This is a genomic window from Catellicoccus marimammalium M35/04/3, assembly GCF_000313915.1.
Lineage (GTDB): Bacteria > Bacillota > Bacilli > Lactobacillales > Catellicoccaceae > Catellicoccus > Catellicoccus marimammalium.
In genome coordinates, this window is record NZ_AMYT01000007.1 from 60770 (window position 1) to 76251 (window position 15482).

The window sequence follows — 15482 nt, forward strand, 5'->3', positions numbered from 1 at the left end:
AATGGAAATTCAATTAGGAACAGATGTCGGTCAGCGGCGTAAAAATAATGAAGATTATGCTGCTTATTTTTATAATGAAGATGGACAACTACTTGTCTTATTAGCAGACGGTATGGGTGGCCACCAAGCAGGAGATATTGCGAGTCGTTCTGTGGTTGAAAATTTAGGAGCCTTATGGAAACAAACCGATGCCTTAAATGTCACTCAAGCTAGTGATTGGTTATGGGCACAAATTCAGTTAGAAAATAAAAAAATCGTCGACCAATGGTATGAAGACGAAAATAAATATGGCATGGGTACAACGATTATTGCTTTGGCAGTGATTCGCTCTCATGTAGTCATTGCCCATGTCGGAGATAGCCGAGTGTATTTATTAAATGAGCAAGGAATTCAACAAATTACAGAAGACCACTCTTTGATTAATATCCTGCTAAAAAATGGTGAAATTGATGAAGAAATGGCTGCGAACCATCCAAAGAAAAATATGTTAACAAGTACGGTTGGAATGGAAGGACCTATGGAAATCGAAACTTGTGTACATAAGAAAAATAGTGGGTACTTTTTATTATGTTCAGATGGGTTAAGTAGTATGCTAACCCCAGAAGAGATCTATCAATGTGTGATGGAAGAAAAAGACTTATCCACAGCAGTACAACGTTTACTTTTATTAGCCAATGAAGCAGGAGGCTATGATAATATTACGGTCGCATTATTAGATTGTGAAGGGAAGGAGGAAGAATAATGGAAGTAGGACAAAAGATTAATGGTCGTTATGAAATTATCCGTGGAATTGGTAGCGGTGGAATGGCTAAAGTTTATTTAGCTTATGATTTAATTTTAAATCGAGAAGTCGCAGTAAAAATTTTGCGTTTTGACTTTCAAAATGATCCTAAAGCGTTGCAGCGTTTTCAAAGAGAAGCTTTGGCAGCAAGTGAAATTGTCCATCCAAATGTGGTAGAGATTTATGATATTGGTGAAGACCACGGCTTGCAATACATTGTTATGGAATACGTCAAAGGAACAGACTTAAAAACTTATATCTACGAAAATGCACCGATTTCTTTTGATAAAGCAGTAGATATTATGCAACAAATTCTATCTGCTGTAGCAGTTGCTCACCAACATCGCATTATCCACCGTGATTTAAAACCACAAAACATTTTAATTAACGGTGCAGGAGAATGTAAAATTACTGACTTTGGAATTGCAGTAGCTCTTTCGGAAACTTCCATTACGCAAACAAGCACGTTATTAGGTTCTGTCCATTATTTATCTCCAGAACAAGCCAGAGGAGCGAATGCGATACCACAGTCTGATATTTATGCATTAGGAATTATTTTATATGAGCTTTTGACAGGGAAGGTTCCTTTTGATGGAGAGTCTGCGGTTTCGATTGCTTTGAAACACTTCCAAGAAGAAATTCCTTCTGTTCGTAAGGTAAACCCTAACATTCCGCAAGCGTTAGAAAATGTAATTTTTAAAGCGACAGCGAAAGATCCAAATGAACGCTATCGAAGTGTCAATGAAATGTCCGAAGATTTAAGTACAGTTCTTTCAGCGACTCGTGTTAATGAGCCTGTCTTTTTAACTAAAAAAGAACAAGCTGAATTAGCACAGAAAAAACAAGCAGAAAAAGAAAAAGAACAACAAAAAGAAGTAGAACCACCAAAACAAGAAACAAAAAAGAAAAAGAAGAAGAAAAAGAAACGCAAATGGTGGTTATGGGTGTTACTTCTCCTTCTTTTATTGGGTGTAGGCTCCTTCTTTTTACAACCAAAAACTTCAGTGCCTGATTTAACTGGAAAATCAGTAAATGAAGCGGAACAAATTTTACAAAAACAACATTTGAAAATTGACGATGTCGAATATGAATTTGATTCTTCGATTCCAAAAAATCATGTCATTCGAACAAAACCAAAAGAAGGAACGACGGTAAAACGTTATAAAAAAGTTCTGTTGATTGTTAGTCGAGGTACTGAAAGTTATACGATGAAAAATGTTTTAGGACAAAATATCGATGATGTAGTGGCCTCTTTAGAAAATGATGGTTGGAATAAAAAAGATATTGAAATTACCAAATGTTTGAATAGTACTTTTGATAAAAATATGATCTTTGAGCAAGAACCAAGCGCACAAACAAAATTGACAGTAGGAAAAGATAAAATTTCTCTTCTTGTCAGTGTTGGATCTTCAGGATTACCTTTAGAAGATATGTCTGGTTGGAGTCAAAGTGAAGTAGAACAATATTTAAGTCGTAATGGTCTACATGTCATTTGGAAATATGAACCAAGTAATAAAGAAAAAGGAACCGTTCTTCGTCAAGAGCCAAGTTCAAATACAGATATGAGTATTGGTGATTCTGTAGTTGTTACTTTAGCAAGTGACAAAGAAACAAGTAGTGGAAACTCTTATGAAGGAACGCCTGCTTCAGAAAATCGACCACAATCTGAAGCACCAGTAAATCCAACAACGCCATCTTCTACTCCGGCATCTGAGGCGCCAGCGGTAAGTGAGGAACATACTCCAGAGTCTACACAACAAAGTGCTCCTACAGAAGCACCGGCAGTAGAACCAAATAATGGTGCATCCGAGGCACCAGCAGTAGAAAATACAAATCATTAACGGAGGTTTTGCGTGAAAGGACAAATTTATAAAGCATTAAGTGGATTTTATTATATTCAAAAAGGAAATGAGACGTATCAAACACGAGCGCGAGGAAATTTTCGTAAAAAAGGTGAAAGTCCACTCGTAGGAGATTGGGTTGAGTTTGAAAGCACTAGTGAAGTCGATGGGATGATTACAAAAATTTATCCAAGAACGAGTGAATTAAAACGACCTCATGTTGCCAATGTCAGTCAAGTAATCATTGTTATGAGCGTGAAAGATCCTAATTTTTCTCCTCTGTTACTGGATCGCTTTTTAGTTCAAGCAGAGTCTTTAGGAATGAAGACGATTCTTTATTGGTCCAAAATTGATTTATTAACTACTGAAGAAAGAGAAGCAATAGAAAATTATAAAGAGCAGTATATGGCTTTAGGGTATCCAGTTTTGTTTGGAGAAGAAGGAATCGTTAATCCAGAATTGTTCTCTTATTTGAAGGATGAATTAACAGTATTAATGGGGCAATCTGGAGTAGGAAAATCTACACTCTTGAATGCTTTACATCCTGAAGGAAAACGAGAAATTGGAGAAGTTTCTCAAGCATTGGGGCGTGGTCGTCATACGACACGTCACACCGAGCTATGGTCGATTCATGATGGATGGATTGTTGATACTCCAGGATTTAGTTCCCTAGATTTAGAGGTGGATGCGACAGAACTTGCTCAATGTTTTGTAGAATATCGAGCATTAGCTCCACAATGTAAATTTAGAAGCTGTTTACATTTAAAAGAACCGAGTTGTGCAGTAAAAGAAGCTGTTGCAGAAGGAAAATTAAATCAAGAGCGTTATGAACGCTATGAGTTGCTACAAACAGAACTAGCAAATCAGCGTCCCCAATATCAAAAGAAAAAGAAAGAAGGTCGTTAAGATGGTAACGATTGCTCCCTCAATTTTAAGTGCAAATCTATGGGAATTTGGCAAACAAATAGAACAAATGATGACATTAGGAGTAGATACCTTCCATATTGATGTTATGGATCGTCACTTTGTTCCTAACTTAGGATATAGCCAAGAAATTGTTAAAGTATTGAAAAAAAATAGCACCGCTATTTGTGATGTGCATTTGATGGTAGAACATCCAGAAGCAATGATTATGGATTTTATCAATGCAGGTGCAGATTATTTAACAATTCATGCCGAAAGTACAGTTCATCCTTATCGTGCATTACAAATGATTCAAGAGCAAGGAGTTAAAGTAGGGTTAGCTTTAAACCCGGGCACTTCTTTAGCAAGTGTTAAAGAACTTTTACCTTTAGTTGATCGCTTACTAATTATGACTGTTAATCCAGGATTTGGTGGCCAATCCTTTTTAGAAAGTCAATTAGCAAAAATCGCTGAGGCAAAAGCATTACGTGAAGAATTTGGCTATACGTATGATATTGAAGTAGATGGTGGAATTAATGACAAAACAGCCTCCTCTTGTATAAAAGCAGGTGCTGAAGTTTTAGTGAGTGGTTCTTATTTATTCCATCATTCTAATTGGCAAGAGGCACTTCTTCAATTACAAGAATAGTCTTGTCAAATAGAAATGAATATGTTAAATTTAAAAGGTATGTAACCCATTTTTAAAATCGTAAATATGGTGTGATATAATTTGCTAGTAGGCATTAGAACCTACACAATAGAATTCAACAATATGAAGGAGGAAACACGACATGGCAAAACAATGTTATGTAACAGGACGCAAATCTAAAAGCGGTAACCGTCGTTCTCATGCGATGAACGCTTCTAAACGTACTTGGAAAGCTAACTTACAAAAAGTTCGTATTTTAGTAGATGGAAAACCTAAAAAAGTTTGGGTTTCAGCTCGCGCATTAAAATCTGGTAAAGTACAACGTGTGTAATGAATAAACGAGTGGATGACTGGGAGGGGGCTCTCAGTCATCTTTTTCTTTTATGGTATTGTATCCTATGATAAAATAGATAATAAAAAAGGAATATTATACTAAAGGAGACCTGAGCATGACAGTTAAAATGAATACACAATCAGGAATGATTGAAGTAACCAATGATGTAATTGCAACGGTAGTTGGCGGTGCAACCACAGAAAATTTTGGTGTCGTAGGAATGGCAAGTAAAAACCAAATCCGCGATAACATTAATGAGATTTTGCGTAAAGAAAATTACGCGAAAGGAGTTGTTGTTCGTCAAGAGGAAAATGGAGTAGCGATTGATGTTTATATTGTAGTCGGCTATGGAACAAAAATTTCTGAAGTATCTCGTAATGTACAGGACTCAGTAAAATATAGTTTAGAAACAATGTTGGGCATTAGTGCTAATTCCGTGAACGTTTATGTACAAGGAGTTCGTGTCCTACCAGACTAAGAAGATAACCGTGTCATTAAGAACTAATAAAAACATTGAAATGACTTATGATATAAAATAAAGATTAGGATAAAGATTGGAAATGACAATCATCAAAGATGATTGAAATATGAAGAAAGGAAAAGCTATTTTAGTTTTTAAAATAAGAAAATTTCTTATTTTTCGATGTTTATATAGCAGTAACAAAGGTGACAATTCAAAAGATCGATGCGACGCTTTTTAAAACAATGATTCAAGCCGGTCAAGAGCGTCTTTGTGCAAATGCAGAATACGTAAACTCATTAAATGTATTCCCAGTTCCAGACGGGGATACAGGAACAAATATGAATTTAACAATGACCAGTGGGAATGACGCCACACAAAAATCAACAAGCGAACATGTAGGAGAATTAAATAAAACTTTCTCTAAAGGATTATTAATGGGCGCTCGTGGAAATTCTGGCGTAATTTTATCTCAATTATTCCGTGGCTTTTCTAAAGAAGTAGAAACTTTAGAATATTTAGATGCTAAAAGTTTAGCTGCTGCGTTTATTCGTGGAGTAGATGTAGCTTATAAAGCAGTAATGAAACCAGTAGAAGGAACGATCTTAACCGTTGCGCGTGAAGCAGCCTTAGCTGGGGAAGCAAAAGCAAAAGAAACAGAAGATTGCGTAGAAGTAATGCAATGTGTAGTCCAACGTGCAAAAGAAGCGTTGGCAAATACAACTAATCAACTTCCTGTATTAAAAGAAGTTGGTTTAGTAGATAGTGGTGGACAGGGTCTTCTTTTTGTTTATGAAGGATTTTTAGGTGCTTTAACTGGAGATGTAGAAGTAAAAGTACATCAACCTTCAGAAAACGAAATGGATCAAATGATTAACGTTCAACACGATCGTGCGCAAGATCATTTTATGACTGAAGATATTAAATATGGTTACTGTACAGAAATTATGGTTCGTTTAGGAGATGGACCAACAGTAACAGATACTTTCGATTATGAAACATTCCGTAGCTACTTAAATGAATTAGGAGATTCTTTATTAGTCGTTGCTGATGATGAAGTAGTGAAAGTACACGTCCACACAGAAGATCCTGGACATGTTTTATCTTATGGGCTACGTTTTGGTGCATTAATCAAAGTAAAAGTAGACAATATGCGCTTACAACACGAAACGATTTTAGAATCAGAAAAAACAGAAGTGGTACAACAACAAGAAAAAGTTAAAATGGGTGTATTAACCATTGCCGCTGGAAAAGGATTGCAAGAATTATTCAAGAGCTTAGGTGTATCTCATGTTATCAATGGGGGACAAACAATGAACCCAAGTACAGAAGATATTGTGAAAGCAATTGAAGAAACAAACGCAGAAGAAGTGATTATTTTACCAAATAATAAAAACATCTTTATGGCAGCAGAACAAGCTGCTGAAGTTTGTGACTTGCCAGTAACTGTCGTTCCTTCTAAGACGATTGCTCAAGGAATGAATGCTATGTTGCAATTTGATCCAGAAGCAACGTTAGAAGAAAATGGAGATGCTATGACTGCCGCTCTTGCAGAAATTCAAAGCGGACAAGTAACTACCGCCGTTCGTGATACAACCATTGATGGATTAGAAATTCATAAAGATCAATTTATTGGTATGATTGATAATCAAATTGTTGTTTGTGATCCTGATTGTAAACAAGCGGTGATCGATACATTGAAAAAAATGCTAACTGCAGATAGTGAAATCGTAACTCTTTTAGTCGGAGAAGAAGGTACGATGGAAGTTGCTGAAGAAATCGAAGAAGCATTATTAGCAATGGATGATGAATTGGAAATTGAAATCCATCAAGGAGATCAACCTGTTTATCCTTATCTTTTCTCTGTAGAATAAAGTACAAAGAGTTGGGACATCTACCCAGCTCTTTTTTTAGTAAAAGGGGGATATTAATGCCAAGTATTTATGAAGAGGTTGGACAAATCAAAGGGATTGGTGCCAAAACAAAGGGAGCGCTACAAAAATTAGGGATTTTCACCATTGAAGATTTATTAACGTATTATCCTTTTCGCTTTACAGACTTACGAGAAAATGAGACTTTTGATTTTTCTACCGAAGAAAAAGTAGTACTTAAAGGAGAAGTGATTCGCCCTTGTACCGTTCAATTTTATGGTGGAAAGAAAAGTCGAGCTTCTTTTGTTTTATTTAGTCAAGGCCGTCCGGTTCGAGTAACTTTTTTCAATCAACCCTTTTTGAAAAAACAAATTCGTTGTGGAGAAGAAATTGCTATTTATGGAAAATGGAATCCAAGTCGTAATGTTTTATCGGGAATTAAAATTGTGCCAAAGACAAAAGAAGAATGGGAGCCCATTTATCATGCTTCAAAAGAAATTAAGGCCAAAACCATTCAAAAATGGATTCAAGTTGCTTTAGACCAGTTTTCTTCTGTCTTACCAGAAATTTTGCCACAAAAGTATCTTGAAAAATATCGCCTTTGTTCAAGAAAAGAAGCTTTACACTGGATTCATCAACCACAAACGAAAACAGAATATCAACAAGCAAGACGTCGCTTGGCTTATGAAGAGGCTTTTTTGTGGCAATTACAATTAAAAGAATTGAAAAAGCAAGAAGCGACAGAAAATGCCACTCATAGTTATAATAATGAACAATTAAAAGCATTCATTCGCACTTTACCTTATGAATTAACACCAGATCAAAAAAAGGTAATGAATGAAATTTGTCGAGATATGAAAAAAAGCCAACCAATGAATCGTTTGATTCAAGGAGATGTAGGATGTGGAAAAACGATTGTCGCCATTTTAGCCGCTTATGCGATGACAACTGCTGGTAAACAGACCGCTTTGATGGTACCTACAGAGATTTTAGCAGAGCAGCATTTTAAAAATATGGAAGAGGTCTTACCTTCTGACATTCATTATGCTTGTCTTACTGGCTCGACACCTAAAAAAGAACGAGAAGCAATCGAAAAGGGATTAGAAGAAGGAACGATTGATATTGTGGTAGGGACTCATGCCATTATGCAAAAAGAAATTCATTATGCAGATTTAGGGCTAGCGATTATTGATGAACAACATCGTTTTGGAGTACGCCAACGTCAAGCATTAATTGATAAGGGAGAAGCAGTGGATATTTTAATGATGACTGCCACTCCTATCCCAAGAACGTTAGCGCAAATGACGGCAGGGTATCTAGATATTTCCACGATTAAAACGTTACCTGCAGGGCGAAAACCGATTCAAACGCATTATCTTTCTTTTGATCAAAAGGAAACCATTTTAGAGCAAATGACGCAAACACTTGCCCGAGGAGAACAAATTTATGTAGTTTGTCCTTTAATTGAGGAAAGTGAGGCCTTAAGTGTTCAAAATGCCACGGCGGTCTATGAAGAAATTCAATCTCGTTTTCCAGATTATCAAGTGGGCCTATTACATGGTAAGATAAAAGGAGAAGAAAAAGATCAATTGATGCGTCAGTTTTCTAACAATGAAATTCAAGTTTTAATCTCTACAACGGTCATTGAAGTAGGAGTCAATGTGCCGAATGCGACTTGCATGATTATTCAAGATGCAGATCGCTTTGGTGTAGCACAATTACATCAGCTACGAGGAAGAGTGGGTCGAGGAGAAAAACCATCGACGTGTCTATTACTTTCAAATGCCAAAAATGCAGAAGCGATTCAACGCTTGCGTTGTTTAGAAGAAACAACAGATGGTTTTGTACTTAGTCAATTTGATTTAGAACAACGTGGACCGGGTGATTTTTTAGGTGAGCGTCAATCAGGTCTATGGCAGTTTAAATTATTACAACCAGAACAAGATGCGAAAATGATTGCTTGTGCGATGGAAGATGTAGCAGAATTTACTATGAAAGATTGGAAAAAAGAAGATCAAAATCAACCGTTAGTTTATTGGTTAGAGCAACATCAAAAAACTTATGGTTGGTAGTTAAAGGAGAGTAAGAAATGAAAATTGCAATTGATGCGATGGGAGGAGACCAAGGAGCTGCGGTAATGGTTCCTGGGGTTTTAAAAGCAAAACAAAAATATCCACATTTAGAATTTATTTTATTTGGGGATGAAAAAGAAATTCAGACATATTTACCCAATCCTGTAGAAGGAATTGAAGTAGTACCAACAACCGAAGTCATTGATTATGAAGATGAGCCGGTACGTGCAGTACGTAGAAAAAAAGATTCTTCTTTAGTAGTAGCTGCAAAATCAGTAAAAGAAGGACAAGCAGATGCGATTTTATCTGCGGGAAATACTGGAGCTCTTTTAGCAGCAGGATTATTATTTATTGGTCGCATTTCTAATATTGAGCGCCCAGGACTAATGACTACTTTACCTGTAGTTAAAGGAGAAGGTGGCGTTGATTTTATTGACCTTGGTGCGAATGCTGAAAGTAAACCAGAATATTTAAATGATTATGCAGTATTAGGAAGTACCTATGCTCAATTAGCTCGTGGGGTGAAAAATCCTCGTGTCGCTTTGTTAAATAATGGAACAGAAAAAACGAAAGGGAATCCTTTAACAAAAGAAGCTTATCAACTATTATCAGAAAATAAAGAAATTAACTTTATCGGTAATATTGAAGCAAGAGAAATTTTAAATGGTGTCGCTGATGTTGTTGTGGCTGATGGCTTTACTGGCAATGCCGTATTGAAATCTATTGAAGGAACTGCCTTATCTGTGGTTCGCCTATTAAAACAAAACATTTTAGAATTAGGACTACGTGGGAAATTGGGAGCTGTGTTATTAGGACCTGCTTTTAAAAAATTAAAAGCAAAAATGGATTATACTTCTCATAATGGAGCTGTATTAATGGGGGTTAAAGCACCAGTAATTAAAACCCATGGCTCTTCTACAGTAGATACAATTGTCGCTTGTATTGAACAAATTGAAGCGATGGTTGATGGAGAAGTGATTCCACATATTGTCCATGACTTTGAACAAAAAGAAAATATGCTATAATAAAAGAGCAAAAAAAGAAAAGAGGGAAGACAATGACTCGAGCAGAAGCAAAAGAAAAATTAGCAGCGATTTTACAAGAGCATTTTAAAAATGCCCCTGCAGAAATTACAGAAGATTTAAATTTTAAAGAAGATTTAGGGGCAGATTCTATCGCGATGATGGAAGTGATTTTAGAAATCGAAGATGCTTTTGATATTGAAGTAGCAGATGATGAAGTTGCTAATATTCAAACAGTAGGCGAAGCATTAGATTACTTAGAAAAATTATAGAAGAGATAAGCTTGGATCTCCAAGCTTATTTTTGTTGAGGGAGAAATAATGAAAGAATTAAAAGGTCTTATTTTTGATGTCGATGGATTACTCGTCGATACAGAAACGTATTATACAAAAAGTTGGCAAATGGCTCTTCATAAATTTGGAAAAGAAATTTCCGATGAAGAAGTTCATGCGTTTAGTGGTTTAAACTGGCGTATTGTTGGCAAAAAATTAAGTGAACGTTATGATGAGGAATTAGCTCAAAAAGTAGTCGCTGAACGAGAAGTGATTTTAAAACAAGTGATTGCGGAAGGGAAAATTGAGTGTAAACCTCATGCAAAAGAAGTATTGCAAAAAGCAAAAGAAGCAGGTAAAAAATTAGCTGTCGCAAGTTCCGGAAAAAAAGAACGCGCGTTTGCAATTTTAAATCAATTAGGATTATACCCTTACTTTGATTATTGTGTATTTGGTGATGATGTAGAAAGAAATAAACCTTACCCAGATGCATATTGTAAAGCATTAGAAGGGCTAGAGTTAGAAGCAACAGAAGCAATTGCACTAGAAGATAGTCTAGTAGGAGCAAAAGCAGCTACTGCAGCTGGTTTAGAAGTATTTGTGGTACCAGATCAATCTTTACCAACCAAAGAGTACACAAAAGAGCAACTGGCAGATATTAACGTATTAGAACAAGCAAAAGATTTAAAAGCGGTTGAAAAATATTTATAAGAAAAAAGCCTCAATTTTATTGAGGCTTTTAATATTTATATATGGTTGGGGTTTGTCCAGGTTTTAATTTTGTAAAACGGAATAAAATATGTGCCAAGATAGGGACTAAAATTGCACTAGCGATGCATTCAGGAATTCCATTTGTACCTGCAATTCCTAATAAAACATTCGTTAAAAATTGTGTACTAGTATGATAAACGGCAGCTGCTTGGTGACTAGCAAAAATACGAATAAAAGATAAGACAAAAACGGTATTAGTCAAACTACCAATAATTCCTGTGGTGAAAGAAGAAAGCTTGGTGTTTTTTGTCTTTTGATAAAGCCATTGAAAAACCAAACCAGCAATCCAGCCGACAAGCATGCGAGGAATAATCGTAATGATTGGATTACGGAAAACCATAGTATCCATTAGCGAGCTTGGTGCCGTATAAGCTAAAAACCATTTAATTAATCCCCAACTGAATCCTAAAAATAGCCCATTTTTGGGACCTAGTAAAATTCCACCTAAAATCACAGTGATTTGAATAATCGTTAAATTAATAATCCCTAATGGAATATATCCAAGAAAAGGAACAAACGATTGTAAAATTAAAATCGCAATAAATAAGCTGCGAATCGTTAATAAATAAGCTTTTGATTGACGCATCTGTTTCCTCCTTGAATGTTCTTTTATCATTTTATCATTGATTATAGGGAACACCAATAAAAATTCTCAAATTATCACATAAAAGTAATAAGAAATTTGCTATAATGAAGGTAATCTTTTGAAAGAATTTATCGAAAGGAGGAGTGGTAATTGAGCACGATTATCCGCTTTGATCATGTTAAAAAAAGTTATGGCGAAAATACAATATTACAAGACATTACATTTTCTATTGAAGAAGGAAAGTTTTATACATTATTAGGACCTTCTGGTTGTGGAAAGACAACCATTTTACGCTTAATGGCTGGTTTCACCGAAGTAACCGAAGGAAATATTTATTTAAATGGAGAAAAAATTAATAACTTACCAGCAAATAAAAGACCAATCAATACGGTCTTCCAAGATTATGCTTTATTCCCTCATATGAATGTATATGAGAATATTGCTTTTGGTTTGCAAATTAAAAAGGTACCCAAAGAAGAGATTAAACAACGTGTCTCTGAAGCTTTACAATTGGTTCAATTATCTGGTTTTGAAAATCGCTCTATTGATGAAATGAGTGGTGGACAACGTCAACGTGTAGCGATTGCCAGAGCCATTGTGAACAAACCAAAGGTATTATTACTGGATGAAGCATTATCCGCATTAGACCAAAATTTACGAACACAAATGCAAGGTGAATTGCGTCAATTACAAAAGAAATTGGGAATTACCTTTGTTTTTGTTACTCATGACCAAGAGGAAGCTTTGGCAATGAGTGATGAAATTTTTATTATGAATGAAGGGAAAATTGTCCAAAGTGGCACTCCAGTAGATATTTATGATGAGCCGATTAATCGCTTTGTTGCTAACTTTATTGGTGAAAGTAATATCATCGATGGCATTATGATAGAAGACTATCGCGTACAAATTAATGGTCGTATCTTTGAATGTTTAGATGGTGGAATGAAGAAAAATGAACCGGTAGAAGTAGTTATTCGTCCTGAAGATTTAGAAGTCACAGCAAAAGAAAAAGGATTGGTTACCGTTACCGTATGTTCTTCTCTTTTCCGTGGAGTGCATTATGAGCTGATTTGTAAAGACCAAGAAGGAAATGAATGGCTCGTTCATACGACTAAAAAAGTTCCAGTACATACGGAGATTGGACTTTATTTTGGTAAAGAAGCAATTCACGTGATGCGTTTTAATGAAAGTGAACAAGATTTTGATGCCCGTATTGAAACGTATACGGAGGAATTATGAAATCTATCAAACATTATTTAGGGTTTGCCTACTATATTTGGTTGTTTTTATTTGTGTTTTTACCTATTGCACTCTTATTGTATCAATCTTTATTTATTGACGGGCATTTTACATTACAAAATTATGTGCAATTCTTTTCATCAAAAACCTATTTAGTAATGACGGCAAATTCCATTTACTATGCTTTTATTATTACCTTATTTACTTTGTTAGTGAGCTATCCAACGGCTTATTTTTTGACGAAATTAAAACACAAGCAACTATGGTTGATGCTAGTGATTTTACCAACATGGATTAACCTTTTATTAAAAGCTTATGCCTTTATGGGTATTTTTAGCCGTCATGGTTTAGTGAATCAATGGTTACAACTATTCCATATTCCAGAGCAACAATTATTATTTACCACTTGGAGCTTTGTTTTTGTGGCGGTTTATATTCAAATTCCATTTATGATTTTGCCGATTTTTAATGCTTTAGAAGAAATTCCATCTGCCTATGCAACGGCAAGTTCAGACCTTGGAGCGAATCGTTGGCAAACTTTTTATAAAATTACTGTTCCACTTTCTATTCCAGGAGTGAAAGCAGGAGTTCAAGCAGTCTTCATTCCTTCTTTAAGCTTGTTCATGTTAACGCGCTTAATTGGTGGAAATCGAGTAATTACTTTGGGGACAGCCGTTGAACAGCATTTTTTAATTACTCAAAATTGGCAAATGGGTTCGACCATTGGTGTTGTGTTAATTATCGCAATGATTATTTTAATGATCTTTACTAAAGAAGGAAAACGAGGAGGGAAGAAATGAAATCAAAAAAAATAGGCGCTAAAATTTACTTATGTATAGTTTTTTTATTTCTTTACTTACCCATTTTCTATTTAATTTTTTATTCCTTTAATAGTAATGGTAATATGCAACAATTCGGTCATTTCAGTTTACAATACTACAAAGAATTGTTTGCTGATGACCGTTTAATTCAAATTGTACTTCAAACGTTCTTACTGGCTTTTTTGTCGGCACTTTTAGCGACAATCATTGGACTTGGAGGCGCTATTTTTATTCAAAATATCAAAAGAAAGAGAAACCAGGAATTATTTTTACAATTCAATAATATTTTATTAGTTTCTCCAGATGTAATTATTGGGGCTAGCTTTTTAGTTTTATTCACAGTTTTAGGAATGAAATTAGGATTTACTTCGGTTTTACTTTCTCATGTTGCCTTTAGTATTCCGATTGTTGTTTTAATGATTTTACCAAAATTAAAGGAGCTTCCTTCTTCCATGATTGAAGCTGCTTATGATTTAGGAGCAACCCCTTGGCGTGTATTTTGGAAAATTATTTTACCTTATTTATCATCGAGTATTATTGTCGCCTACTTTATGGCGTTCACTTATTCTTTAGATGATTTTGCTGTTACTTTCTTTGTAACAGGAAATGGTTTTTCTACTTTATCTGTAGAAATTTATTCTCGTGCACGACATGGAATTAGTTTAGAAATTAATGCGTTAAGTACCTTATTATTCTTTGTTTCTTTATTACTTGTGATTGGATATTACTTTATGAGTAAAGAAAAAGAAACAGAAAGGAAAGGGAAGAAATGAAACGATTAACGGTTCTTTTTGCTAGTATTTTAGTCATGATTACCCTATTAGGGACAGGACTTTATCAACTACAAAAAAAAGAAACAAGTGCAGAAAATGTGTTAACCATCTACAACTGGGGCGATTATATTGATCCAGATTTGATCCATAAATTTGAAAAGAAAACCGGATATCAAGTGGTTTATGAAACCTTTGATAGTAATGAAGCGATGTTTACCAAAATTAAACAAGGGGGTACTCATTACGATTTGACGATTCCTAGTGATTATATGTTACAAAAAATGAAAGCAAATCACTTACTAGTACCGTTAGATCATAAAAAAATTCCCAACTTAAAAAATATTTCTTCCCAATTTTTAGATTTACCTTTTGATCCAGGAAATCGCTATTCGATTCCATATTTTTGGGGGACGTTAGGGATTGTTTATAATGATCGCTTTGTCAAAAAAGGATTAACATTTACAACTTGGAATGATTTATGGGATAAAAGTTTGAAAAACAATATTATGCTCATTGATGGAGCTAGAGAAGTAATGGGACTGGCATTAAACAAAAATGGAGATTCCTTAAATAGTAAAAATAAAACTCAACTGCAAAAAGCGTATCAATCGTTGTTAACATTAGTACCTAATGTGAAGGCGATTGTAGCCGATGAAATGAAGATGTATATGATTAATGAAGAAAGTGCGGTCGGTGTGACTTTTTCTGGAGAGGCAAAAGAAATGATGGATGCAAATGAACATTTGCACTATGTGATTCCTAAAGATGGATCTAATTTATGGTTTGATAATATGGTTATTCCTAAAACAGCCAAAAATAAAAAAGCAGCTTATGCCTTTATCAACTTTATGTTAGAGCCAGAAAATGCGGCGCAAAATGCGGAATATATTGGCTATTCTACTCCGAATAAGAAAGCATTACCTTTATTACCAAAAGAAATTCGAGAAGATAAAACTTTCTATCCGCCAAAAGAAATTACCGATCGTTTGGAAGTGTACAAAGATTTAGGAAATTACTGGTTGAATCTTTATAATGATTATTTCTTACGCTTTAAAATGCAGACGCACTAGAGGATAAAAAAGGGAGG

16 protein-coding genes are annotated in these 15482 nt (G+C 35.0%); 15 read left to right on the top strand and 1 reads right to left on the bottom strand.

What is annotated here, in order from left to right; translation table 11 throughout:
* Position 1: 1 nt before the first annotated feature.
* From C683_RS00825 to C683_RS00875, 11 genes are all read left to right on the top strand, one after another.
* Positions 2 to 742, top strand: coding sequence for a Stp1/IreP family PP2C-type Ser/Thr phosphatase (locus C683_RS00825; protein WP_009488358.1), 741 nt, complete (start codon positions 2 to 4; stop codon positions 740 to 742).
* Positions 739 to 2622 carry a Stk1 family PASTA domain-containing Ser/Thr kinase gene (gene pknB / locus C683_RS00830; RefSeq protein ID WP_083848922.1) on the top strand — a complete coding sequence of 628 codons (1884 nt, stop codon included), beginning with the start codon at positions 739 to 741 and terminating at the stop codon, positions 2620 to 2622. The genes C683_RS00825 and pknB overlap by 4 nt, the downstream gene beginning before the upstream one ends.
* 12 nt (positions 2623 to 2634) lie before the next feature.
* On the top strand, positions 2635 to 3528 hold the full coding sequence (gene rsgA, locus C683_RS00835) for a ribosome small subunit-dependent GTPase A (protein ID WP_009488362.1): 894 nt from the start codon (positions 2635 to 2637) through the stop codon (positions 3526 to 3528).
* 1 nt (position 3529) lies between these two features.
* Positions 3530 to 4174, top strand: coding sequence for a ribulose-phosphate 3-epimerase (gene rpe, locus C683_RS00840; RefSeq protein ID WP_009488364.1), 645 nt, complete (start codon positions 3530 to 3532; stop codon positions 4172 to 4174).
* Between the two features lie 142 nt (positions 4175 to 4316).
* Positions 4317 to 4505 carry a 50S ribosomal protein L28 gene (gene rpmB / locus C683_RS00845; RefSeq protein WP_009488366.1) on the top strand — a complete coding sequence of 63 codons (189 nt, stop codon included), beginning with the start codon at positions 4317 to 4319 and terminating at the stop codon, positions 4503 to 4505.
* Between the two features lie 118 nt (positions 4506 to 4623).
* Positions 4624 to 4986 (top strand): Asp23/Gls24 family envelope stress response protein, encoded by a 363-nt coding sequence (locus C683_RS00850; RefSeq protein ID WP_009488368.1) that lies wholly within the window; start codon positions 4624 to 4626, stop codon positions 4984 to 4986.
* 188 nt (positions 4987 to 5174) lie between these two features.
* Positions 5175 to 6842 (top strand): DAK2 domain-containing protein, encoded by a 1668-nt coding sequence (locus C683_RS00855; RefSeq protein ID WP_009488370.1) that lies wholly within the window; start codon positions 5175 to 5177, stop codon positions 6840 to 6842.
* 56 nt (positions 6843 to 6898) lie between these two features.
* Positions 6899 to 8911, top strand: a complete 2013-nt coding sequence (gene recG / locus C683_RS00860) for an ATP-dependent DNA helicase RecG (protein WP_009488372.1) — start codon at positions 6899 to 6901, stop codon at positions 8909 to 8911.
* 17 nt (positions 8912 to 8928) lie between these two features.
* Positions 8929 to 9936 (top strand): phosphate acyltransferase PlsX, encoded by a 1008-nt coding sequence (gene plsX / locus C683_RS00865; protein ID WP_009488374.1) that lies wholly within the window; start codon positions 8929 to 8931, stop codon positions 9934 to 9936.
* A gap of 32 nt (positions 9937 to 9968) precedes the next feature.
* Positions 9969 to 10205 (top strand): acyl carrier protein, encoded by a 237-nt coding sequence (locus tag C683_RS00870; protein WP_009488376.1) that lies wholly within the window; start codon positions 9969 to 9971, stop codon positions 10203 to 10205.
* A gap of 48 nt (positions 10206 to 10253) precedes the next feature.
* Positions 10254 to 10916 carry an HAD family hydrolase gene (locus tag C683_RS00875; RefSeq protein ID WP_009488378.1) on the top strand — a complete coding sequence of 221 codons (663 nt, stop codon included), beginning with the start codon at positions 10254 to 10256 and terminating at the stop codon, positions 10914 to 10916.
* A gap of 28 nt (positions 10917 to 10944) precedes the next feature.
* Here C683_RS00875 and C683_RS00880 read toward each other — a convergent pair whose 3' ends face one another.
* The gene (locus C683_RS00880) at positions 10945 to 11562 is read right to left on the bottom strand and encodes an ECF transporter S component (RefSeq protein WP_009488380.1); all 618 of its coding nucleotides are present in this window, start codon (positions 11560 to 11562) and stop codon (positions 10945 to 10947) included.
* A 150-nt stretch (positions 11563 to 11712) separates the two neighbouring features.
* On the opposite strand from C683_RS00880, the gene C683_RS00885 reads away from it, so the two are divergent.
* Genes C683_RS00885 through C683_RS00900 form a run of 4 tightly spaced genes read left to right on the top strand, consistent with a single transcriptional unit; the run spans position 11713 to position 15465 of the window.
* Positions 11713 to 12801: an ABC transporter ATP-binding protein gene (locus C683_RS00885; protein ID WP_009488382.1), complete on the top strand. Its 1089-nt coding sequence runs from the start codon at positions 11713 to 11715 to the stop codon at positions 12799 to 12801.
* The gene (locus tag C683_RS00890) at positions 12798 to 13601 is read left to right on the top strand and encodes an ABC transporter permease (RefSeq protein WP_009488384.1); all 804 of its coding nucleotides are present in this window, start codon (positions 12798 to 12800) and stop codon (positions 13599 to 13601) included. Before C683_RS00885 ends, C683_RS00890 begins: the two co-directional genes overlap by 4 nt.
* Positions 13598 to 14395, top strand: a complete 798-nt coding sequence (locus C683_RS00895; protein ID WP_009488386.1) for an ABC transporter permease — start codon at positions 13598 to 13600, stop codon at positions 14393 to 14395. Before C683_RS00890 ends, C683_RS00895 begins: the two co-directional genes overlap by 4 nt.
* The gene (locus C683_RS00900) at positions 14392 to 15465 is read left to right on the top strand and encodes an ABC transporter substrate-binding protein (RefSeq protein ID WP_009488388.1); all 1074 of its coding nucleotides are present in this window, start codon (positions 14392 to 14394) and stop codon (positions 15463 to 15465) included. The genes C683_RS00895 and C683_RS00900 overlap by 4 nt, the downstream gene beginning before the upstream one ends.
* Positions 15466 to 15482: the final 17 nt, after the last annotated feature.